The organism is Telluria sp. AZSoR62, from assembly GCF_058111565.1.
This window is the reverse complement of sequence record NZ_JBYTST010000002.1, coordinates 430,361-452,350: the sequence shown is the minus strand read 5'-3', so window position 1 is coordinate 452,350 and position 21,990 is coordinate 430,361. Positions and strand designations below refer to the sequence as shown.

Below are 21,990 nucleotides of genomic sequence, written 5' to 3'. Positions count from 1 at the left end.
ACGCGCGGCCGGTTCAGCCTCCGCCGATGCCGCGCATGACCTTGCCGCTGCCGCCGCAGTTGGAGCAGGGCTTGCCGTCGGAAAGCTTGCCGCTGCCGGCGCAGGCTTCGCAGACGTCTTCGCCGGCGCCGGGCGTGCCGGGTTCGGCTTCGTCGCCGGGATTCAGGTCGGGGTCGGGATGCGTGCTCATGGGATCCTCGTGGAATGGTGGTTGGCGCGGCCATTGTAGGCGGCGGGTGGAAGCGGTGGCGCAACGCTGGGCTTGAATCAGGGGTCAAGCACAAAAATGAATAAGAGTGTTTGATTCAGATCTGATATTGACATTGTCCCGGCTTCGACCATACTCCGTGCAGCACACCTTCTTCAGCCAGAAAGGGCAGGCGCACGATGAACGCATACCGCAACCCACCCCTCACCGACGACGGGGCCGCCGGCGCCGTCGAAGCCCCTCATGGCCAGGGACGCACCAGCGAAGCCAGGCACGACCTGCGCCAGCGCGACATCGTGGACGACGCCTTGTGCCTGATGCACGCGGTCGGCACCCTGTCCGCACTCGAATACCTCAAATCGCATGCCGTCGAAGGACGCGTGATCGCCCGCGTACTGCTCGACCCGTCCAGGCGGCGCGGCCAGCCGGGACTTGCGGCCGCCTGAGCCGCACGGTGCGTGCCCCCGAGCGGGGCAGTCGCGGGTCAGCCAGACCCGGCTTATTCACATAACTTTCCGAAAATTATTTTTAGCCTGCGGCGTCTTGCACGTGCGGCATGTGCACGTAAGCCCTTGATTTCAGGGGCTATGGGGGATGCCTTCCCAATAGGCAAATTGTTGAAAGCCGCATCCTTGGCCGCTATCGGCGTGTCAAGCCCCCGCTTTTCCACATAGTTATTCACAGACTTTGTGGATATCCGGAAAACATTTGAAGAATCCGGCACTTAAGCGGGGTTCTGCATGTCTTGCATGACAGTCGTAGCGGGGCCCGGGTATTTCAGCGCTGCACTTGGCCAGCATTTCCGCTTGCGCATAAGAACTGGATAAATGTACAGTATGTCATTTCCACCTTGCCTGCCCGTATGTCCGCCGTCCTCGACCAGCCTGCCACCACCGGCGATCCCTTCGCCAGCCTCAATGCCGAGCAGCGCGCAGCGGTCGAGCACGACATCGGCGCCGACATCGTGCGTCCGCTGCTGGTCGTAGCCGGCGCCGGTTCCGGCAAGACCAATACGCTGGCGCACCGCGTCGCGCGGCTGATCCAGGCCGGCGCCGATCCCCAGCGCATCCTGCTGCTGACCTTCTCGCGCCGGGCCGCAGGCGAGATGGGCCAGCGCGCCAGCGGCGTGCTGCAACGCCTGCTGCGTAGCGGCGCCGCAGGCTATCACGCCGCATCCCAGGTCACGCTGCCATGGGCCGGCACCTTCCATGCGATCGGCGCGCGCCTGCTGCGCGACTATTCCGGCCGCATCGGCCTGGATGAGTCCTTCACCATCCACGACCGCGGCGACTCGGAAGACCTGATGGGACTGGTGCGCCACGAGATCGGCCTGACCCAGACCGAAAAACGCTTTCCGCTCAAGGGCACCTGCCTGTCGATCTATTCGCGCGTGGTGAACAGCCGCGAGCCCCTGGACAAGGTGCTGCAATCGACCTTCCCCTGGTGCAGCGAGTGGGAAGGCCAGCTCAAGACCCTGTTCGGCGCCTACGTCGACGCCAAGCAGGAGCAGAACGTGCTCGACTACGACGACCTGCTGCTGTTCTGGTCCGAGATGGCGGGCGACCCGGAACTGGGGCCCGAGCTGGGCGCCCTGTTCGACCACGTGCTGGTCGACGAATACCAGGACACCAACCGGCTGCAGGCCTCGATCATCACCGGCATGAAGCCCGGAGGCGAGGGCGTGATGGTGGTGGGCGACGACGCCCAGTCGATCTACGCCTTCCGCGGCGCCACGGTGCGCAACATCCTGGACTTCCCGAAGGAGTTCACGCGCCCGGCCGAAGTCATCACGCTGGAGCGCAACTACCGCTCGACCCAGCCCATCCTGGAGGCCTCGAACGCCATGATCGGCGGCGCCCTGGAGCGCCACGCCAAGACCCTGTGGACCGACAAGGTTTCCAGCATCAAGCCGCAGCTGGTCCTGATCCCGGACGAAGCCGAGCAGGCGCGCTGGGTCTGCAACCGCATCCTGGAGCACCGCGAGGCCGGCATCGCGCTCACGAGCCAGGCGGTGCTGTTCCGCGCCGCGAGCCATAGCGCCGCGCTGGAACTGGAGCTGATGCGCCGGAACATCCCCTTCGTGAAATTCGGCGGCCTGAAATTCCTGGAAGCGGCCCACATCAAGGACGTGCTGGCGGTGCTGCGCTTTGCCCAGAACCCGAACGGGCGCATGGCGGGCTTCCGGGTAGCCCAGCTCATTCCCGGCATCGGGCCGGCCACGGCCACCCGTTTGCTCGACGCGGTCGCCGAAGCGGCCGACCCGGTCACGGCCATCGAAGCGTTCGCGCCGCCCGCGAAAAGCGCGGCCGATTGGGAAGCCTTCAGCGCCCTGTACCGGCGCCTGCGCACCCCCGGGCTGCGCTGGCCGGCCGACATCGAGCTGGTCAAGGCCTGGTACCTGCCGCACCTGGAGCGCATGCACGACGACGCCCAGGTGCGCGCCGCCGACGTCGAGCAGCTGGCCCTGCTTGCAGGCGGTCACGCCACGCGCGAGAGCTTCCTGGCCGAGATCACGCTCGACCCGCCCGAGGCCACCAGCGACCGCGCCGGCCCGCCGCTGCTGGACGAAGACTATGTGATCCTGTCGACCATCCACTCCAGCAAGGGACAGGAATGGAAATCGGTGCATGTGCTGAACGTGGTGGACGGCTGCATACCGTCGGACATGAGCACCGGGAACCAGGACGATATCGAGGAAGAGCGCCGCCTGCTGTACGTGGCGATGACGCGTGCGAAGGAACACTTGCAGCTGGTGGTGCCGAACCGCTTCTTCATCAAGCAGCAGGCGCAGATGGGCGACCGCCACGTCTATGCGGCGCGCACCCGCTTCATCACGCCGGCCATGCTCAAGCACTTCGACGAGCACACCTGGCTTAGCGCCGATACCCAGCAAGTGCGCAAACCGGTACCGGAAACGGTGCGGATGATGGTGCGGGACCGCGCCAGGAACAGCTGGAAGTGAGACGGCCCGCCAGGCGCGAAAATACGCGCAGAAGAGCACCTGTTAGCGACCGAACTGCGCATGCGATCCCTAGTTATCCCCTGTTAGCAATTTTTGTAGGAATTTGCCCTATAAACCGATACTGCACGAAAGAGGTGCAGAGCTAAGTCATTGATTCGATGAGATTTTCATTTTGCCTTCAGAACGGGCATTTTGTTGAAACCCGCACGGATACTGGACTTGCGGCTTGTCAAGTGGGCCTTGTCCACATAGTTATCCACACATCTTGTGGATATTGGAAAATACTCAACTAAATCAGGGATTTAGTTTGAGCTATTGATCTGCGTCAAAATCGTGGAAGTGGAAACAGGGCAGGTCGATACTGTCGGGCTGGGCGACCTGCTGTTCAAGCGGCGTGCCCGGTGGCGGCCTTGAGGCGCTCGAGTTCGGCCAGGAAGCGTTCGGCCGCCAGGCCGGGCGCCCACGGCTCCCAGGGCGTGCACGTGTAATACGCCGCCAGTGGATCCTGTTCCAGCACATGCGCACGGATCTTGAGCGTGCGCCGCACTTCCTCGCGCGTCCAGCCGGTCACGTGCACGGCTTCGGTGGCGGCAGCTAGGCGGTCCGCCTGCTTGTGCAGCTTGTGGTCCTTCTCGGTCCAGGGCGGCAAGCCGTAGCGCACGAACACCACCTGTTCCAGCCGGCGGGTCAGGGCGCGGAAGCCCTCGCCAAGGAAGGGTTTGATCACCGACACCGCATCGAAGCCGAGCAGGCCTTCCTCGGCATCGTGCAGCAGCTCGCGCAGTTCTTCCAGCGGGGTCGGGCGCGGGGCCAGGGCGCGGCGCAGCAGCATCACGGCGATCGAGTGCTGGGCCACCGACAGCGGCAGCGGCCAGGCCGAATGCCCGCCCCAGCGGTAGGTGCGCGCCAGGCCCAGCGCCAGGTCGGCGTCGTCCCAGTCGAAGGGCGTGGGGTTGAGCAGGTCCAGCCGTTTGCCGGACGGCATGCGCACCCAGGCGCGCACATCCTCCACCATTGCATTGTCCTGTGTCGTGGTCGAACCCCGATTCTACACATCTGCCCGCCGCTCACGGATGGCGCGGGCGTCCCTTGCCATGCCTGCGGCTGGAGGATTGCTGTGGCAATTTCGCACATGGCGCCCGGATTCTGCGGATAATTGATAAAAGCAAAGACTGCTTGCCGCTGGGCTTCTACACTGTACCGGTTGGGGGCGGGCACTCCGCGCACAGGAGGCGACGTGGACAAGGGCGACAGGAACGAACTCACGCAGCTGGACTGCGACCTGCTGGTCGTGGGCGGCGGCATCAACGGCGCGGGCATCGCGCGCGACGCGGCCGGGCGCGGCCTGAAGGTGATCCTGTGCGACAAGGACGACCTCGGTGCCCATACCTCGTCCTCGTCCAGCAAGCTGATCCACGGCGGCCTGCGCTACCTCGAGCACCGCGAGTTCGGCCTGGTGCGCAAGGCCCTGGCCGAGCGCGAGCTGCTGTTGCGTAGCGCGCCGCACATCATGCATCCGCTGCGCTTCGTCATGCCCCACGACACCGGCCAGCGCCCGGCTTGGCTGATCCGCGCCGGCCTGTTCCTCTACGACCGCCTGGCGCCGCGCGAATTCCTGCCCGGGTCGAGAGCGGTCGACCTGGCCGGCCACCGCGCCGGCGGTCCGCTCAAACCCGCCTTCACGCGCGGCTTCGTCTACTCCGACGGCTGGGTCGACGATGCGCGGCTGGTCGTGCTCAATGCGCTCGACGCCCGCGAACGCGGCGCGACCGTGCTGACCCACACCCGCGCGACAAGCTTCGAGCGCCACCCGGGGCACTGGATGGCCAGCCTGGTGCACGGCGAATTCACTCGCCGGGTCAAGGCGCGCTGCCTGGTCAACGCCGCCGGGCCCTGGGCCGCGCGCATCGCCCAGGTCGCTTCCGGCGCCGCGCCCAAGCGCCGCCTGCGCCTGGTCAAGGGCAGCCACATCGTGGTCCCGCGCCTGTTCGACCATACCTATGCCTATATCTTCCAGCATCCGGACGGGCGCATCGTCTTCGCCATGCCCTACGAGGGCGCCTTCACCCTGATCGGCACCACCGACGTCGAGTTCCAGGGCGACCCGGACGACGTCGCCATTTCCGCCCCGGAAACCGGCTACCTGTGCGAGCTGGCCAACCGCTATTTCCGGCGCCAGGTCTGGCCCTCGGACGTGGTGTGGAGTTATTCGGGCGTGCGCCCGCTGCTCGAGGATGAAGCGGCCAGCGCCGCCGCCGCCACGCGCGACTACCTGCTGTCGCATGACACGGCCGGCGCGCCGCTGCTGTCTGTCATGGGCGGCAAGATCACCACCTACCGCAAGCTGGCCGAGCAGGCGGTCGACTGGATCGCGCCGACCCTCGGTAACGCCAGGCCGGGGTGGACCGCGACTGCGCTGCTGCCCGGCGGCGACCTGTACGGCAGCACGCCCGACAGCCGCGGCGTGCTCGAATTCGACCGCTGGGTCGCCGCCCTGCAGCGCCGCCACGACTGGCTGCCGCCGGCGCTGGCCTCGCGCTGGGCGCGCGCCTACGGCACCCGGGTCGAGGCCTTGCTGGCCGGCGCCGCCTGCCTGCCAGATCTCGGCGAAGAAGTCGCGCCCGGCCTGTACGCCGCCGAGCTGCGCTACCTGGTGACGCAGGAATGGGCAAGCTGCGCCGACGACATCCTGTGGCGGCGCAGCAAGCTCGGCCTGCACCTGCCGCCCGGCTGCGCCGACAGCATCGATGCCTGGATCGCGGGGCAGCGGCTGGCTGCCGGGCCGGTGGTGCTGGCCGAACCGGCCTGAGTTTCCGGCTACCGGGCGAGTTGCGAAAACCGCTATGATGGCCGCCTGTGCCATCTACTCCCAGGGAATTCCATGCGCCTCTACACCAGCCCCCGCGCGCCCAATCCGCGCCGCGTCACCCTGTTCATGGCGGCCAAGGGCATCGACGGCATCGAGCTGGTCGACGTCGACCTCAATGGCGGCGCGCAGCGCACGGAAGAATTCCTGGCCCTGAACCCGCTGGCGCGGGTGCCGGTGCTGGTGCTGGACGACGGCCGCGCGCTGAGCGAAACGCGCGCGATCTGCACTTATCTCGAGGGGCTGTATCCGGAGCCGAACCTGATGGGGACCGATGCGATCGAGCGCGCCTTCATCGAGATGGCGGACCGGCGCATGGAGCTGCATCTGATGCTGGAGATCGCGCTGTGCGTGCGCCATACGCATCCGGGGCTGGCGGTACTGGAGCAGCCGCAGTTTCCCGAGTTCGGCGCGGCGCAAGGGCAGAAGATGCGGGCGACGGCGCGCTGGCTCGATGGAGAACTGGGCAAGCAGCCGTTCGTGGCGGGGGATCGCTTCACGATTGCCGACATCACGGCGTTTTGCGCGCTGGAGTTCGCGCGGGGCCTGTTGCGGTTCAAGCCCGGCGCGGAGGGAATGGCGAATTTGCAGGCGTGGCGGGACAGGATGGTGGAGCGGTTTCCGGGGTAGTACCACCCTACGGCGTCAACGAATCCGCTTGTACCACCCACCACCCTCGACCAGCGGCAGGTAATCCCCTGCGATCGCATCCGTCTGCACCAGCGGCCGGTCCATCCCCAGCACGCCGAACAGCGACAGGCTGTCGTGGAACAGGCGCAGCACGCGCTGGCGCAGCACCGGCCCGAAGTCGGGCAGGGCGCGGCGGCAGATGATGGCATGGAACTCGTTGAACGAGGCGTCGGTCACAAGGCTGTATTGCGCCCAGGTGATGCGCTCGCGCAGGCGGCCGAGCAGGCGCGCCTGGCCACCGGATACCTCGAAATAATCCGCAAGACGCCCCGTGCCCCCGCTTTCCTCGTAGTCGCGCTGGGCGGCCTCGAGCTGCGCGGCCGGGATCGTGGCGTCGCGCACCTCGGCCAGCATCTCGTCGCTGGCAAGGGTGGCGAACACCTCGGTGCGGGCGTACAGCTTTTCCTCGGCCAGCAGGATCGCCAGGGTCCAGGCCTCGCACACGCCGCCCGGCTCGGCCAGCCATACCTTGGGCAGGGCGGTCGGGCGCAGGCTGTCGCCCAGCGCCATGCGCAGCCGGCGAATCTCGAGCGGCTGGTCGAACAGCGCCACGGGCGGCACCGCCAGCGCGCGCACCACGTCCATCGCCACGCCGGCCTGGTGCAGCACGCCTTCCTGCAGGCGCGAGATGGTCGCCAGCCCGCGGCGCTGCAGCAGGACCAGCAGCTTCTCGCGCAGCTTGGCGCGCCCATAGCCACGGAAATCGGCACCGAAGCGCTGGTACAAGGCTTCCAGCAGCAGCTCGATCTCGAGTTCCTCGGTGGCCTGGGCGGCGGCGAATCCGCTCCAGGCGCTCAGCTCGCCCATCAGTGCAACCAGACCCGCATCATCGACAGCAGCTGCGCCACATCGACCGGCTTGGTGATGTAGTCGGAAGCGCCGGCGGCGATGCACTTGTCGCGGTCACCCTTCATGGCCTTGGCGGTCAGCGTGATGATCGGCAGCGAACGGAATTTCGGGATGCGGCGGATGGCCCGCATCGTGTCGTAGCCGTCCATCTCCGGCATCATGATGTCCATCAGGACGATCTCGATGGTCGGATCCTTTTCCAGCACCTCGATGCCGTCGCGGCCGTTCTCGGCGAACAGCACCTGCATCTGCTGGCGCTCCAGCAGCGTGGACAGGGCGAAGATGTTGCGCAGGTCATCGTCGACGATCAGCACCTTGCGACCGGCCAGGCCGCCGTCGAGCGCGTGGATCTCTTCCAGCATGCGGCGCTGGTTCTCCGGCAGGCTGGCCTGCGAACGGTGCAGGAACAGTGCGGTTTCATCCAGCAGGCGTTCCGGGGACCTGGCGTCCTTCATGACGATGGTCTTGGCATAGCGCTTGAGCTTCGTGACTTCCTTGCGCGAGAGTTCCTTGGCCGTGTAGATCACCACCGGCAGGTCGCGCAGGCGTTCGTTGGCGCCGATGCGGTCGAGCAGGTCGAAGCCCGAGATGTCCGGCAGGGTCAGGTCCAGCACCATGCAGTCGAAGTGCGAGCTCTCCAGCGCTTCCAGCGCCGAGGCGCCGGTGTCCACGGTGATCATGTGGATGTCGGTGTTGCCGATCAGGGCCACGATCGACTCGCGCTGGGCCATGTCGTCCTCGACCACCAGCAGCGAGCGCTTGCCGCCCATCAGGAACTTCTGGATGCGCTTGAATTCTTCCTGCAGCGATTCACGGCTGACCGGCTTGTTCAGGTAGGAGATGGCGCCCTGGCGCAGCGCGCGCTCGCGCTCGCGCAGCGAGGACATCACGTGCACCGGGATGTGGCGGGTGCTCGGGTCGCGCTTGAGGCGGTCGAGCACCGTGAAGCCATCGATGTCCGGCAGGTCGATGTCCAGCAAAATCGCCGACGGCAGGTAGTCGCGCGCGAGCGACAGCGCCGAGTCGCCGCGCTGGGTGACGATGCCCTTGAAGTTCTTTTCGCGGGCGAAGTCGAGCAGCACCTTGGCGAAGCGCTCGTCGTCTTCCACGATCAGCACCGACGGGTCGCCCGGGGTCACCAGGCCGCGGTCGTCCAGCACCGAGGAGTATTCCACGACGGTGGCGTCCACGACCGACTCCACGGTCGCCACCTCCGCCTGCTGTTGCATGGATGGCTGGTAAGCCACTTGCTGCGGCGGCGGCGCCAGGCGGGCCGGCTGCGGCTGGCGCGCCTGCTCGTAGTTCACGAAGCCGGCGCGGTTGTACGGCAGGTAGAGGGTGAAGGTGGAACCGACGTTGACGATCGACTCCACGCGGATCTCGCCGCCAAGCAGTCGCGCCAGTTCGCGCGAAATCGACAGGCCAAGGCCGGTGCCGCCGTACTTGCGGGCGGTCGAGCCGTCGGCCTGCTGGAAGGCTTCGAAGATCAGCTGCAGCTTGTCGGACGGGATGCCCACGCCGGTGTCGCGCACCGAGAAGGCCAGCACGGCGTCGGCATGCACCAGGTTCGGGTGGTCGGCGGTCCAGCCGCTGTTGACCAGGCTGATGGTCAGTTCCACCTGGCCGTGGCTGGTGAACTTGAACGCGTTCGACAACAGGTTCTTCAGGACCTGCTGCAATCGCGTGGTGTCGGTCATCACGGCGGTCGGCAGGTTGTCCGCCAGGTCGACCTGGAAGCCGAGGTGCTTGGCTTCGGCCATGTGGCGGAAGGTGCGGTCCACGTAGTTGCGCAGGTTCAGGAAGCGGTATTCCGACACGTCCAGCGTGACGGTACCGGATTCGATCTTGGACAGGTCGAGAATGTCGTTAATCAGCGTCAGCAAGTCGGAACCCGAGCCGTGGATGGTCTTTGCAAACTCCACCTGGCGGCCGGACAGGTTGCCGTCCGGGTTATCCGACAACTGCTGCGCCAGGATCAGGAGCGAGTTCAGCGGCGTACGCAATTCGTGCGACATATTCGCCAGGAACTCGGACTTGTACTTGGACGACAGCGCCAGCTGGGTCGCCTTTTCTTCCAGCGCTAATTTTGCCTGCTCCACCTCGCGGTTCTTGCGTTCCACCTCGATGTTTTGCTCGGACAGCAAGCGGGCCTTTTCCGCCAGTTCCTGGTTGGTCTGCTGCAGCTCCTGCGCCAGCGACTGCGACTGGGTCAAGAGCGACTCGGTACGGCTGTTCGCCTCGATGGTGTTCAGCACGACGCCGATCGATTCCATCAGCTGGTCGAGGAAGGACAGGTGGGTTTCGGTGAAGCGGTCCAGCGAGGCGATCTCGATGACGGCCTTGACCTGCTGCTCGAACAGGATCGGCAGCACCACGATGTTGTTCGGCGGCGCCGCGCCCAGGCCCGAGGACACCACGATGTAGTCGCGCGGCACGTCGGTCAGCCAGATGCGGGTCTTCTCCAGCGCGCACTGGCCTACCAGGCCTTCGCCCGGCAGGAAGGAGGTCGGCAGCTTGCGGCTCGAACGGTAGCCGTAGGAAGCGATCATGCGCAGGCGTGCATCGGTCTCCTGCGAGTCCATCATGTAGAACACGCCGTGGTGGGCCGAGACCAGCGGCGCCAGCTCGGACAGGATCAGCTTGGTCACCGCCTGCAAGTCGCGCTGGCCCTGCAGGAGTCGCGTGAAGCGCGCCAGGTTGGTCTTGAGCCAATCCTGCTGCGCGTTTTTCTGCGTCGTCTCTTTCAGGTTACGGATCATCTCGTTGATGTTGTCCTTCAGGTAGGACACCTCGCCGCGCGCTTCCACCTGGATGGAACGCGACAAGTCACCACGGGTCACCGCAGTTGCGACTTCACCAATTGCGCGCATCTGGTTGGTCAGGTTTGCCGCCAGCTGGTTGACGTTCTCGGTCAAGTCTTTCCAGGTACCTGCCACACCCGACACGTTTGCCTGGCCGCCCAGCTTGCCTTCGGTACCCACCTCACGCGCCACGCGCGTCACCTCGGATGCGAACGAGGACAACTGGTCGACCATGACGTTGATCGTGTCTTTCAGTTCGAGAATCTCGCCCTTCACGTCCACGGTAATTTTCTTGGACAAGTCGCCGCGCGCCACCGCGGTCGTCACCGCCGCGATGTTACGCACCTGGCCCGTCAGGTTCGACGCCATGAAGTTCACGTTGTCGGTCAAGTCCTTCCAGGTGCCGCCCACGCCCGGCACGTAGGCCTGGCCGCCCAGCTTGCCCTCGGTACCCACCTCACGGGCGACTCGGGTCACCTCGGATGCGAACGAGGACAACTGGTCGACCATGACGTTAATCGTGTTCTTCAGCTCGAGAATCTCGCCCTTCACGTCCACGGTAATCTTCTTGGACAGGTCGCCGTTCGCCACGGCGGTGGTCACTTCCGCGATGTTACGCACCTGGCCGGTCAGGTTACCCGCCATGAAGTTCACGTTGTCGGTCAAGTCTTTCCAGGTACCCGCGACACCCGGCACGTTCGCCTGGCCGCCCAGGCGGCCTTCGGTACCGACTTCACGCGCCACGCGCGTGACCTCGGATGCGAAGGAGTTCAGCTGGTCGACCATGACGTTGATGGTGTTCTTCAGCTCGAGAATCTCGCCCTTGACGTCCACCGTGATCTTCTTGGACAAGTCGCCGTTTGCCACGGCGGTGGTCACGTCCGCGATGTTACGCACCTGGCCGGTCAGGTTACCCGCCATCGAGTTCACCGAGTCGGTCAAGTCTTTCCAGGTGCCGCCCACGCCCTTCACCTGCGCCTGGCCGCCCAGCTTGCCCTCGGTACCGACTTCGCGCGCCACGCGCGTCACTTCGGATGCGAACGAGGACAACTGGTCGACCATGACGTTAATGGTGTTCTTCAGCTCGAGAATCTCGCCCTTCACGTCCACGGTAATCTTCTTGGACAAGTCGCCGTTCGCCACCGCGGTGGTCACGGCCGCGATGTTACGCACCTGGCCCGTCAGGTTCGACGCCATGAAGTTCACGTTGTCGGTCAAGTCCTTCCAGGTACCGCCCACGCCCGGCACGTAGGCCTGGCCGCCCAGCTTGCCCTCGGTACCCACTTCGCGCGCCACGCGCGTGACTTCGGATGCGAAGGAGCGCAGCTGGTCCACCATGACGTTGATGGTGTCCTTCAGCTGCAGGATCTCGCCGCGCACGTCCACCGTAATCTTTTTCGACAAGTCGCCGTTCGCCACCGCGGTAGTCACTTCCGCGATGTTACGCACCTGGGACGTCAGGTTACCCGCCATCGAGTTGACCGAGTCGGTCAAGTCTTTCCAGGTACCCGCCACGCCCTTCACCTGCGCCTGGCCGCCCAATTTACCTTCGGTACCCACCTCGCGCGCCACGCGCGTGACTTCCGAGGAGAAGGAGGAGAGCTGTTCCACCATGGTGTTCGCGGTCATCGCCGCGCGCAGGTACTGGCCCTTGAGCGGGTGGCCGTCGACTTCCAGCGCCATGGTCTGGGACAGGTCGCCCTTCGCCACGGCGCCGATGACGCGCGCCATTTCGGTGGTCGGGCGCACAAGGTCGTCGATGAGGGTGTTGACCGAGCTGATGATGGTGCTCCAGCCGCCCACCACGCCCGGCAGGTCGGCGCGCTGGGTCAGGTGGCCTTCGCGGCCCACCACGCGCGACACGTCGGTCACCGTCTCGACCATCTTCTGCTTGGTCTCGATGATGTCGTTGAGCGTGTCGGCGATCTTGCCGGAGACGCCGGTCCAGTCCGAAGGCATGCGCACCGAGAAATCGCCTTTTTTCAGCGCCATCAGGGTGGCCAGCAACAGCTTGACGTCCAACTGTTCGCCCATGTCGGTCATGATGTTCATCGACTAAATCCTTGTTTCGCTAAGTTCGGTAAAAGAGAGGCGTCGAGGCGTGGGCCTGCGACTGTTACATATGAATTGCAGAGAAGATACTCTTGTGTCGATCCAAGTCAAGTGCATCAGCTATTTTTAGCTAGCTAATCTTGCAACAGGGAAAATTTCGGATGGCAATCCGGCGGAGCGTAGCGTAGCTGGCTGAGGTGCAGCGCACGATTGAGCGGGAATCGTTGTATTGCTACGACATTTATAACGGTATAAGTACGTGGTTGTTAAATTTGGTGAGTGTTGATCCTACCGGACTGAACTAGGATGCTGGATACGTTGTCCCGACATTGACCCATGATTGACACTGCACTACTCATCGAGCTGCTGGAAGCGCCGGACGACCAGGTATGGAGCGAGCGGCTCTTCGCGCTGGCGCGCGCCCAGGGCTTCGATCAGGTCTTGTATGGTGTCGTGCCGTCGCGACACGTGCGCTTCGAGAATGCTTTTCTTTGCAGTAATTACTCGTCTGAGTGGCGGGAGCGCTACGACAGCAATGGCTTCGCCTATGTCGACCCGACCGTGGGCCATTGCCTGTCGAGCACCCTGCCGCTGGTCTGGGCGCCGACCACCTTCGGCAGCGGCGCACCCGGGGCGCTCTATGAGGAAGCCAGCGCCCACGGCATCCGCAGCGGCGTCACCCTGCCGGTGCACGGGCCGCAGGGCGAGGTCGGCATCATCAGCTTCGCTTCCGACGCGCGTCCCGACGCACCCTTCGTGCGCTCGGTGGCCGAAGCCCTGCCGGCGCTGTCCCTGATCCGCGACTATGCCTTTGCCTCGTCGGCGCGCTTTCGCGAGGCCAAGGCCGAACCCGGGCTGCCGCGCCTGACCAGGCGCGAGCTCGAGGTGCTGCAGTGGGTCATGGCGGGCAAGTCATCCTGGGAAGTCGCCCGCATCACCGGCTGCTCCGAGGCCACCGTCAATTTTCACCTGGCGAATGTGCGCCAAAAATTCGGCGTCAACACCCGCCAGCAGGCGGTGGTCAAGGCCATCTCCTGCGGCCTGCTTACGCCTGAAGATCACCATCGCTGAGCCGGCCGTTGACGTACAGGCGCAGCAGGATGGCCACCGGGGCCGGCACGGCCAGGCCGGTCTCGAAACGGCTGCCGCTGGACTGGGTCACGCCGAACCGGCTCCAGAACCGCTCCTGGCTTTCGCGCTTGGCGATCCGCAGGCGCCGCAATTCATGCGGCGCCGACTGCCTCGTGCCTGACACTTGCGCAGCCTGCTGCGCTTCCAGTTCCGCCGCCAGTGCTTCGCACATCAACTCGTTTCCCATGTCGTCTCCTTTCCGTCGGTGTCTATGCAAAATGCAAGTATTCCACTCGCACGGGAAACATCCACCTAGCAGTGTTGCTAGTTCCACTTGTGCCCGCTTTGCATGAACCTTGTATGCGCAATGCATAAGGTTCAATCAACCATAAACAGGGGCTCATCATGACAATGCAGATCAAGATTGCTACACGCCGCGAATTCAAGTCGAAGGACTTGTGGGAGATGCACACGCTGCGCGCCAAGGTGTTCAGCGGGCGGCTGGGCTGGGAAGTGCCGGTGCTGTCCGGCATGGAGATCGACGGCTACGACGCGCTCGAGCCGGGCTACATGCTGATGCGCGAACCGGGCGGGGTGCTGCGCGGCTGCTGGCGCCTGCTGCCGACCGAAGGCCCGTACATGCTCAAGGATTCCTTCCCGCAGCTGCTCGAGGGCCGCGCCGCGCCTTGCGACCCGCATGTCTGGGAGCTGTCGCGCTTTGCGATCGAGACCGACGCGGCCAGCCGCTACGGGTTCTCGGAAATGACCCTGGAATCGTTCGAGGCCATCATCCGCTACGGCATCGAGAACGACCTGACCCACTACGTGACGGTGACGACCACGGCGATGGAACGCTTGACGCGCCGCGCCGGCGTGGTCGCCAGCCGCATCGGCGCGCCGCAGGTGATCGGCATCGAGACCGCGGTGGCCTTGACGATCGACGTGCAGGCGACCTGGGATGCGCTGTTCGCCAAGCGCATGGCGTCCTAAGGCACGCGGCGCAGCTTGAGCGCGAGGTAGGTCCAGGTCAGCGCCCACATGCGCGCAGTCTGCGCATTGTCGGCCGCGCCGGCATGGCCGCCCTCGGTGTTTTCCCAGTACAGCACGTCCTGGCCCAGCTCCAGCATGCGCGCGGCCATCTTGCGCGCATGGCCGGGGTGGACCCGGTCGTCGCGGGTCGAGCTGGTCAGCAGCACAGGTGGATAAGCGGTGCCGGGCTGCAGTCGGTGGTAGGGCGAGTAGCGGGCGATCCATTCCCATTCGGCGGGAATGTCCGGGTCGCCGTATTCGCCCATCCAGGAGGCGCCGGCCAGCAGCTGGTGGTAGCGCCGCATGTCCAGCAGCGGCACCTGGCAGACCACGGCGCCGAACAGGTGGGGGCGCTGGGTGAGGGCGGCGCCCACCAGCAGGCCGCCATTGCTGCCGCCCATGATGCCCAGCTTCGCGGGACTGGTGATGCGGCGCGCGACCAGGTCCTCGGCCACGGCGATAAAGTCGTCGAAGGCGCGCTGGCGGTGCTGCTTGAGCGCAGCCTGGTGCCAGCGCGGCCCGAACTCGCCGCCGCCGCGGATATTGGCCAGCACGTAGACGCCGCCCGTTTCCAGCCAGGCGGCGCCGCTGATGGCGCCATACGAGGGCTTGAGCGAGACCTCGAAGCCGCCATAGCCGTACAGGACGGTTGGATTGGCGCCGTCGAGCACCGTATCGGCGCGCATGACGGCGAAATACGGCACCCGGGTGCCGTCGGGCGAGCGCGCCTCGAACTGGCTGACGGCCAGGCCCGCGGCATCGAAGAAAGCCGGCATGGATTTGAGCGGCGCCTGCGAGGCCAGGCTGTGCTGTTTGCCCGCTTCGATCAGGTAAAGGGTGGTCGGCTCGGTGAAGCCGGTCACGGCCAGGAAGTAGAGGTTCGAATCGAATTCGTCATAGGCCCAGGCGTCGAGCGAACCGATCGCGGGCGGCTCCAGGTCACGCCTGCGCCACCGGCCATCGACCAGCTGCAGTTCGACGATGCGGTTCTTGACCTTGTCGAGCACGGTCAGGAGCAGGGCGTCGCGGGTGGCCGTGACGCCGTCGAGCGAGGTAGTGGGCGTGGGAGCGAACAGCACCTCGAACGCTGGCGCGCCATCGAGGAAGGCATCGAAGCCGGCGGCCAGCAAGGCGCCCTGGGGGTAGAGGCGGCCATCGACTTCCCAGTCCGAGCGCAGTTCGATGACGATCTGGCTGCGCACGGCATAGGCCTTGGCGTCGTCGGGCTTCGGGATCTTGCGCAAGCGCCCATCCTGGAGCAGGAACAGTTCGCTGCTGTAGAAGCCGATCTGGCGCTGCACGAAGTCGCGCTCGTAGCCGGGCGTGCGGTCGCGCCAGCCCGAGGCCGACATGTCGTCGGGCTGGGCCTCGAATACCGTGCTGGCCGCGGCGAGGGGTTCGCCGCGCCGCCACTGCTTGACGATGCGCGGGTAGCCGGACTCGGTCATCGAGCCGGGGCCGAAGTCGGTGGCGACGAACAGCAGGTCGCGGTCGATCCAGGCCACGTCGCTCTTCGCTTCGGGCAGCACGAAGCCGTCCTCCACGAAGCATTTGGCGACCGGGTCGAATTCGCGCAGCACGCGCGCGTCGCCCCCGCCGCGCGAGAGGGACACCATGCAGCGCTGCGCGCCCGGCTCGAGCCAGGTGGCGCCGCCCCAGACCCAATTCTCGTTTTCCAGGACGGCCAGCGCGTCCAGGTCGAGCACGGTTTCCCAGGCGGGTTCGGGCTGGCGGTATTGCTCCAGCGTGGTGCGGCGCCAGATGCCGCGCGCATGATGGGCGTCGCGCCAGAAGTTGTAGAGCAGGCCGCCGTGGCAGCCGGCATACGGGATCTTCCCGGTCGAGTCGAGGATCGCCTTCAAGCGGGTGCGCAGGGCGGCATACCCGGGCTGGGCTTCCAGCGCGGCTTCGGTGAGGGCATTGCGCTGGGCGACCCAGGCGCGGGCCGGCCCGCCGTCGATGTCTTCCAGCCAGCGGTAGGGGTCGATGGGATCATGCAGCATGGGCGTCGCAGTCTTGTTAATATGGATGAGCAGGAGCAGCCCCGGGGCGCGGTGGAATTGCGTGAATATGTCAGGGGCATGGCCACTTTATACTAGACCCCGCCATATCGAGCGCCCGCAGGCGCGCACTGGAGAACATGCCCGCCCCATCGACCCGCAATTTCACTTCCAGCCCGCGCCGGACCACCCTCGCCGCCACCTGGGCGGCCGGGGTCGCGCTCTCGCTTGCGGTCGGCATGCTGCTGCACCAGGTCGCGGCCAGCGCGGTCGAGGACGACGCGCGGCGCCGGTTCGATAGCGTCGCCCAACTGGCGCGCGAGCGCGTCTCGGCCGCCATCGCCTCGTATGCGCGGGTGGTGCGCGGGCTCACCGCCCTGCACACGGCCGGCGACGAGCCGCTGACCCGACTGCGCTTTCACCGCTACGTCGCCACGCTCGACCTGCCGCGCGAATTCCCGGCGCTCGAAGCGGTCTCCTTCATCGCCCACGTGCCCGACGCCCAGCGCCAGGCCTTCCTCGACGGCGTGCGCACCGACCGCAGCGTGGACCCGGCGGGCAGCCCCGGCTTCGACATCAGCCCGCCAGGCCGGCGCCCGCATTACGAAGTGATCACCTGGGTCGAGCCGCCCAACTTGCCGGTGACCCGGCTCGGGGTCGACATCGCCGCCAACCCGAAGGTGGCCGCGGCGGTGGCGCGGGCGCGCGACAGCGGCCGCATCAGCGCCAGCGGGCATCCGGTGCGCCTCGATCATCCGACCCCGCGCATCGTGCTGGGCATGCGCGAGCCGCTGTACCTGGGCGGCGCGCTGCCGGCCACGGTCGAGGAGCGGCGCGCGCGCTATTTCGGCAGCATCGGCATCGCCTTCTCGGTCGACAAGCTGCTGCGCAAGGCGCTCGGCCCGGAGGCCGGACGGCCGATCCAGCTCAGCGTATATAGCGAGGCCGGGCCGCGCCAGGCCGGGCCGCGCCAGGCCAATGCCGCGCTGGCCCTGCTGCCTGGCGACCGCCTGGTCAGCGGGCCGGAGGTGCGCGGCAAGGCCACGCCGGACAGCCGGTTCACGACCCTGCTCGAGATCGACTACGTCGGCACCCGCTGGAAGGCCTGGTTCTCGGCCGAGCGCGACGCGATGGTCGACGGCCACCAGCGCTACCTGCCGCTGCTGGCGCTGGCCTCGGGCTTCGTCGGCACGCTGCTGGCTTTCGCCCTGTTCCTGAACCTGTACCGTTCGCGCCGCGCCGCGCTCGACCAGCGCCTCCTGCTCGATTCGGTGCTGGACAACCTGGACGCCTTCGTCTACCTGAAGGATGGCGAGCGTCGCTTCCATTACGTGAACGCGAAGGCCGCCGCAATGGCTGGGCTGCCCGCCAGCGAGGTGATCGGCAGGCGCGACCTGGACCTGCTGCCGGCGGCGCGCGCCGACGAGATGTGGGAGCGCGACCGCGCGGTGCTCGACAGCGGGCAGCGCAGCGCCAGCCAGGTCGGGCAGGCCCTGCCCGACGGCAGCATCCGCCAGCTGTGGAGCGTGCGGGTGCCGCTGCAGCCCGAAGGCGCGGCGCCGGCGGTGCTGTGCATTTCGACCGACGTCACCGCCCTGCACGAACTCAAGGCGCGCGCCGATGCGGCCAACCAGGCCAAGAGCGACTTCCTGTCGAACATGAGCCACGAGATCCGCACCCCGATGAACAGCATCATCGGCATGAGCCACCTGGCGCTGCAGTCCTGCGCCGACCCGCGCCTGCGCGGCTACCTCGACAAGATCCACCACTCCGGCAAGCACCTGCTGGGCATCATCAACGACATCCTCGATTTTTCCAAGATCGAGGCCGGCAAGCTCGAACTCGACACCGTCGGCTTCAGCCTCGACGCGGTGCTGCACAATGTCGAACAGCAGCTGGGCCAGGCCGCCGCCGCCAAGGGCATCGATTTCGAGATCGCGATCGCGCCCGAACTCAAGCGCCCCCTGCGCGGCGACCCGCTGCGCCTGGAGCAGGTGCTGCTCAATTTTGCCGGCAATGCCGTCAAGTTTTCCGAGCGCGGGCGCATCGCGCTGCGCGCCTTCCAGCTGCGCGCCTTCGGGCAGCAACTGCTGGTGCGCTTCGAGGTGCAGGACCGGGGCATCGGCATCGCACCCGACAAGCTGGCCGGCCTGTTCACGCCTTTCCACCAGGCCGACCCCTCGGCCACCCGGCGCCACGGCGGCACCGGCCTGGGCCTGGTGATCAGCAAGCAGCTCGCCGAACTGATGGGCGGCGAAGTCGGCGCCGAGAGCACGCCGGGGCAGGGCAGCACCTTCTGGTTCACGGCCAGCCTGGCGCTGGACGACGCCGCGGCCGGCCCGGCCGGCGACCCGGCGGCTAGCGCGCCGGCCGCGCGCCTGGACGGCTGCGCGGTGCTGCTGGTCGAGGACAATCCCTTCAACCAGCAGGTCGGCAGCGAGCTGCTGGCCCGCGCCGGCGCCGAGGTGGTGCTGGCCGACAACGGCCAGGCGGCGCTGTCGGCGATGGCGCGCCAGCGCTTCGACTGCGTGCTGATGGACGTGCAGATGCCGGTGATGGACGGGCTGGAAGCGACCCGCCGCATCCGCGCCGACCCGGCCCTGCAGGGCACCCTGGTGATCGCCATGACCGCCAACGCCGGGGTCGGCGACCGCGCGCGCTGCCTGGAAGCGGGCATGAACGAATTCCTCACCAAGCCGGTGATGCCCGAGCTGCTCGCGGCCACCATCGCGCGCTGCCTGGGGCGCAGCACCGTGCCGGCGCCGCCGGCCGCGCCGCGCGAGACGCCGGGCCCGGGGCAGCTGGACCTGGGACAGCTGGCCGATACCTTCGAGGGCGACCGCGACAAGATGCGCAAATACGCCTTCATGTTCATCTCGACCGCGCGCGACGCGCTGTCCGAGATCGACGTTGCCTTGTCGAAGGCCGATGCGGCCGGCGCCGCCGCGGTGGCGCACCGGGTCAAGTCCTCGGCCCGGGTGGTGGGGGCGGCGGCCTTTGCCAGCGTGTGCGAGGAACTGGAGAGCCAGGCCGGCCGCCCGGCCCAGGCACGCGCGCTGGCGGCGCGCCTGCGGGCCAAGCTGGTGCGCATCGAGCGCAACATCACGGCCCAGCTGGGCCTGCGGGCGCAAGACCGCCCCTGAGCGCCGCCTACGGGGCGGTGTCGGCGTTGCGCCTGCGGTATTCGGCCGCCTTGTGCCGATTGCCGCAGACCGCCATGCTGCACCAGCGGCGCCGGTGCGACTTGGTGCGGTCGTAGAACCACAGCACGCAGTCCGGATGCTCGCACTGGCGCACCAGGTCGAAATTGCCTTCGGCCAGCAAGGAGGCGACCGATTCGGCCAGCGTGCCCAGGGCCGTCGACGGCGAGGGCGGGGCGGTCTCGCGCGTCAGGCGCGGGCCAGCCGCATCCCAGTGCAGCACCGGCGCCGAGCGCAGCACGCTCAAATACCCGTTCAAACGCGCCGGATCGCCATGCCGGCCCAGCTTGCGCAGGCCCACCAGCTCGCGCGCCAGCGCCCGCAGCGCGCGCGCGCGCTCGAGCAGGGGGGGCTTGCCCGGTTCGACCAAGCCATCGCCCAGGGCGATCCCGCAGCGTTCCATCCACCTTGCCACGTCGTCGTCCGATCGCCAGAAGTCGTGCGGGGCGGCGCCGTCCATCGCTTCGGTATTGAGCAGGTCGAGCGCCAGGTGGTCGCCGACCAGTAGCGGCTCGGCCGGGAGGGGCGCGGCCCCCATGCTGGTATTGCCCATCAAAGTAACTCCTAAAATACTACTTGAGCGGTTACGAAAATTATGCGATAGTGGATCCACTAACCGCCAAATAGACTAATTGCCGGTTATTCATATTAGCCGATTCCCAAGGAGATGTCATGTCCGTCCTCGTCGCCCCATCCGCCGCTTCCACTTCCCACCAGGCGCCCGTGGTGCGCCACGCCTCGATCCGGGTCGGAGACGTGGATCTGTTCTACCGCGAAGCCGGTCCCGCCGACGCCCCTGCCGTGTTGCTGCTGCACGGCTTCGGCGCCTCGTCCTTCATGTTCCGCGACCTGATTCCTGCGCTGGCCGGCAGCTACCGGGTGCTGGCGCCCGACCTGCCGGGCTTCGGCATGACCACGGCCGGGCCGGATTTCCGCTACAGCTTCGACAGCCTGGCCGACGCGATCGAGGCCTTCACCGTGGCCAAGGGCCTGGCGCGCTTTGCGATGTATGTGTTCGACTACGGCGCGCCGGTCGGCTGGCGCCTGGCGCTGCGCCATCCTGAAAAAATCGCGGCCATCGTCAGCCAGAACGGCAACGCCTATGAAGAAGGCCTGAGCGCGGCCTGGGCGCCGGCGCGCGCGGCCTGGGCCGACCCGAGCCCCGCGAACCGTGACGCGCTGCGCGAGTTCAATACACTGGAGATGACCAGGTGGCAGTACCTGGAGGGCGTCGCCGATCCGTCGCAGGTCGCCCCGGACGGCTATGTGCTGGCGCACGCCGCGACGCAGCGCATCGGCGTCGACGCGCAGGTCGACCTGCTGGCCGACTACGGCAACAATGTCCGTCAATATCCGCAGGTGCAGGCCTTCTTCCGCGAGTACCAGCCGCCGACCCTGGCGATCTGGGGCAGGAACGATCCCTTCTTCCTGCCGGCCGGCGCGGACGGCTTCGCGCGCGACAATCCACGGGCGGAAGTGCGCATGCTCGACACCGGCCATTTCGCGCTCGAGACCCATGGCGCCGAGATCGCCGCCGGCATGCGCGGCTTCCTCGACCGGCACCTGGGCGGCGCCCGCTGACAAACGGGAGCATCCAATGTCCTACGGTTTCATGGAGATTGCCGCCACGCCCAGCGTGCGGGCGGTGCAGGAGCGGATGGGCGTGGCCAGGGACTGGGCCAGGCTCGCGGGCCGGGAATTCGACCGCTTCGGCGACGACGAAGCCGCCTTCATCGCCGAGCGCGACAGTTTTTACATGGCGACGGTGTCCGAGACCGGCTGGCCCTATGTGCAGCACCGCGGCGGCCCGCGCGGCTTCCTCAAGCTGGTCGATGCGCAGACCCTCGCATTTGCCGACTACCGCGGCAACCGCCAGTACATCAGCACCGGCAACCTCGCCACGAACGAGCGCGCCTGCCTGTTCCTGATGGATTATGTGCGGCGTGCGCGCCTGAAGGTGTATGTGCGGGTCGAGATCCTGGCGCCGGGGGACGAGCCCGCGCTGACGGCAGCGGTGCTGGACCCCGCCTACGGCGCAAGAATCGAGCGCATCTATCGCCTGCGCCTGGCGAGCTTCGACTGGAACTGCCCGCAGCACATCATGCCGCGCTTTACGCAAGACCAGGTTGAGACGGCAATTGAACCGTTGAAGGAGCGCCTGGCCCGGGTCGAGGACGAGAACCGCGCCCTGCGCGCGCGCCTGGCTGCCGGGTCCGGCTGAGGAGGGCAGGCCAGGGCGGCGCCCTTCCGCCCGGGCCCCAA

Annotated in this window: 16 protein-coding genes; 9 read left to right on the top strand and 7 right to left on the bottom strand. The window is 66.8% G+C overall.

Annotation, left to right across the window (positions count from 1 at the left end; genetic code table 11):
* Positions 1-13: 13 nt before the first annotated feature.
* Complete coding sequence (locus AC3XQU_RS05325; protein ID WP_171080816.1) at positions 14-190, bottom strand: hypothetical protein; 177 nt, start codon at positions 188-190, stop codon at positions 14-16.
* A 197-nt stretch (positions 191-387) separates the two neighbouring features.
* On the opposite strand from AC3XQU_RS05325, the gene AC3XQU_RS05320 reads away from it, so the two are divergent.
* On the top strand, positions 388-654 hold the full coding sequence (locus tag AC3XQU_RS05320) for a hypothetical protein (protein WP_489873098.1): 267 nt from the start codon (positions 388-390) through the stop codon (positions 652-654).
* 416 nt (positions 655-1,070) lie between these two features.
* Positions 1,071-3,170, top strand: coding sequence for an ATP-dependent helicase (locus tag AC3XQU_RS05315; protein WP_489873097.1), 2,100 nt, complete (start codon positions 1,071-1,073; stop codon positions 3,168-3,170).
* A gap of 385 nt (positions 3,171-3,555) precedes the next feature.
* Here AC3XQU_RS05315 and AC3XQU_RS05310 read toward each other — a convergent pair whose 3' ends face one another.
* Positions 3,556-4,185, bottom strand: a complete 630-nt coding sequence (locus AC3XQU_RS05310; protein ID WP_489873096.1) for a phosphohydrolase — start codon at positions 4,183-4,185, stop codon at positions 3,556-3,558.
* 222 nt (positions 4,186-4,407) lie between these two features.
* Between AC3XQU_RS05310 and glpD the strand changes: the two genes are divergently transcribed.
* Positions 4,408-5,979: a glycerol-3-phosphate dehydrogenase gene (gene glpD, locus AC3XQU_RS05305; RefSeq protein WP_489873095.1), complete on the top strand. Its 1,572-nt coding sequence runs from the start codon at positions 4,408-4,410 to the stop codon at positions 5,977-5,979.
* A 72-nt stretch (positions 5,980-6,051) separates the two neighbouring features.
* Positions 6,052-6,666 (top strand): glutathione S-transferase family protein, encoded by a 615-nt coding sequence (locus tag AC3XQU_RS05300; protein ID WP_489873094.1) that lies wholly within the window; start codon positions 6,052-6,054, stop codon positions 6,664-6,666.
* 15 nt (positions 6,667-6,681) lie between these two features.
* On the opposite strand, the gene AC3XQU_RS05295 is transcribed toward AC3XQU_RS05300, so the two are convergent.
* Both AC3XQU_RS05295 and AC3XQU_RS05290 read right to left on the bottom strand, forming a co-directional pair.
* On the bottom strand, positions 6,682-7,533 hold the full coding sequence (locus AC3XQU_RS05295) for a CheR family methyltransferase (RefSeq protein ID WP_489873093.1): 852 nt from the start codon (positions 7,531-7,533) through the stop codon (positions 6,682-6,684).
* Positions 7,533-12,428, bottom strand: a complete 4,896-nt coding sequence (locus AC3XQU_RS05290; protein ID WP_489873092.1) for a HAMP domain-containing protein — start codon at positions 12,426-12,428, stop codon at positions 7,533-7,535. Before AC3XQU_RS05290 ends, AC3XQU_RS05295 begins: the two co-directional genes overlap by 1 nt.
* A gap of 336 nt (positions 12,429-12,764) precedes the next feature.
* Here AC3XQU_RS05290 and AC3XQU_RS05285 point away from each other — a divergent pair, with 336 nt between their 5' ends.
* Positions 12,765-13,499, top strand: a complete 735-nt coding sequence (locus tag AC3XQU_RS05285) for a helix-turn-helix transcriptional regulator (RefSeq protein WP_489873091.1) — start codon at positions 12,765-12,767, stop codon at positions 13,497-13,499.
* On the opposite strand, the gene AC3XQU_RS05280 is transcribed toward AC3XQU_RS05285, so the two are convergent.
* Entirely contained in the window at positions 13,474-13,746 is a 273-nt protein-coding gene (locus AC3XQU_RS05280) for a helix-turn-helix domain-containing protein (protein WP_489873090.1), read from the bottom strand. The two genes, AC3XQU_RS05285 and AC3XQU_RS05280, sit on opposite strands and share 26 nt — an antisense overlap.
* A 158-nt stretch (positions 13,747-13,904) precedes the next feature.
* Here AC3XQU_RS05280 and AC3XQU_RS05275 point away from each other — a divergent pair, with 158 nt between their 5' ends.
* Complete coding sequence (locus tag AC3XQU_RS05275) at positions 13,905-14,489, top strand: acyl-homoserine-lactone synthase (RefSeq protein WP_489873089.1); 585 nt, start codon at positions 13,905-13,907, stop codon at positions 14,487-14,489.
* Here AC3XQU_RS05275 and AC3XQU_RS05270 read toward each other — a convergent pair.
* Positions 14,486-16,531 (bottom strand): prolyl oligopeptidase family serine peptidase, encoded by a 2,046-nt coding sequence (locus AC3XQU_RS05270; RefSeq protein ID WP_489873088.1) that lies wholly within the window; start codon positions 16,529-16,531, stop codon positions 14,486-14,488. The two genes, AC3XQU_RS05275 and AC3XQU_RS05270, sit on opposite strands and share 4 nt — an antisense overlap.
* A 137-nt stretch (positions 16,532-16,668) precedes the next feature.
* On the opposite strand from AC3XQU_RS05270, the gene AC3XQU_RS05265 reads away from it, so the two are divergent.
* A complete protein-coding gene (locus AC3XQU_RS05265) occupies positions 16,669-19,671 on the top strand; it encodes a CHASE domain-containing protein (protein WP_489873087.1) in 3,003 nt (1,000 codons plus the stop codon).
* A 7-nt stretch (positions 19,672-19,678) separates the two neighbouring features.
* On the opposite strand, the gene AC3XQU_RS05260 is transcribed toward AC3XQU_RS05265, so the two are convergent.
* Positions 19,679-20,281, bottom strand: a complete 603-nt coding sequence (locus tag AC3XQU_RS05260) for a CGNR zinc finger domain-containing protein (protein ID WP_489873086.1) — start codon at positions 20,279-20,281, stop codon at positions 19,679-19,681.
* A 119-nt stretch (positions 20,282-20,400) separates the two neighbouring features.
* Between AC3XQU_RS05260 and AC3XQU_RS05255 the strand changes: the two genes are divergently transcribed.
* Both AC3XQU_RS05255 and AC3XQU_RS05250 read left to right on the top strand, forming a co-directional pair.
* Positions 20,401-21,309, top strand: a complete 909-nt coding sequence (locus tag AC3XQU_RS05255; protein WP_489873085.1) for an alpha/beta fold hydrolase — start codon at positions 20,401-20,403, stop codon at positions 21,307-21,309.
* A 16-nt stretch (positions 21,310-21,325) separates the two neighbouring features.
* A complete protein-coding gene (locus AC3XQU_RS05250) occupies positions 21,326-21,949 on the top strand; it encodes a pyridoxamine 5'-phosphate oxidase family protein (protein WP_489873084.1) in 624 nt (207 codons plus the stop codon).
* Positions 21,950-21,990: the final 41 nt, after the last annotated feature.

Bases quoted from the DNA above. Each gene is read 5' to 3' on its own strand.
- AC3XQU_RS05325 (WP_171080816.1), bottom strand. From the start codon at position 190: ATGAGCACGCATCCCGACCCCGACCTGAATCCCGGCGACGAAGCCGAA.
- AC3XQU_RS05320 (WP_489873098.1), top strand. From the start codon at position 388: ATGAACGCATACCGCAACCCACCCCTCACCGACGACGGGGCCGCCGGC.
- AC3XQU_RS05315 (WP_489873097.1), top strand. From the start codon at position 1,071: ATGTCCGCCGTCCTCGACCAGCCTGCCACCACCGGCGATCCCTTCGCC.
- AC3XQU_RS05310 (WP_489873096.1), bottom strand. From the start codon at position 4,185: ATGGTGGAGGATGTGCGCGCCTGGGTGCGCATGCCGTCCGGCAAACGG.
- AC3XQU_RS05300 (WP_489873094.1), top strand. From the start codon at position 6,052: ATGCGCCTCTACACCAGCCCCCGCGCGCCCAATCCGCGCCGCGTCACC.
- AC3XQU_RS05295 (WP_489873093.1), bottom strand. From the start codon at position 7,533: ATGGGCGAGCTGAGCGCCTGGAGCGGATTCGCCGCCGCCCAGGCCACC.
- AC3XQU_RS05290 (WP_489873092.1), bottom strand. From the start codon at position 12,428: ATGAACATCATGACCGACATGGGCGAACAGTTGGACGTCAAGCTGTTG.
- AC3XQU_RS05285 (WP_489873091.1), top strand. From the start codon at position 12,765: ATGATTGACACTGCACTACTCATCGAGCTGCTGGAAGCGCCGGACGAC.
- AC3XQU_RS05280 (WP_489873090.1), bottom strand. From the start codon at position 13,746: ATGGGAAACGAGTTGATGTGCGAAGCACTGGCGGCGGAACTGGAAGCG.
- AC3XQU_RS05275 (WP_489873089.1), top strand. From the start codon at position 13,905: ATGACAATGCAGATCAAGATTGCTACACGCCGCGAATTCAAGTCGAAG.
- AC3XQU_RS05270 (WP_489873088.1), bottom strand. From the start codon at position 16,531: ATGCTGCATGATCCCATCGACCCCTACCGCTGGCTGGAAGACATCGAC.
- AC3XQU_RS05265 (WP_489873087.1), top strand. From the start codon at position 16,669: ATGCCCGCCCCATCGACCCGCAATTTCACTTCCAGCCCGCGCCGGACC.
- AC3XQU_RS05260 (WP_489873086.1), bottom strand. From the start codon at position 20,281: ATGGGCAATACCAGCATGGGGGCCGCGCCCCTCCCGGCCGAGCCGCTA.
- AC3XQU_RS05255 (WP_489873085.1), top strand. From the start codon at position 20,401: ATGTCCGTCCTCGTCGCCCCATCCGCCGCTTCCACTTCCCACCAGGCG.
- AC3XQU_RS05250 (WP_489873084.1), top strand. From the start codon at position 21,326: ATGTCCTACGGTTTCATGGAGATTGCCGCCACGCCCAGCGTGCGGGCG.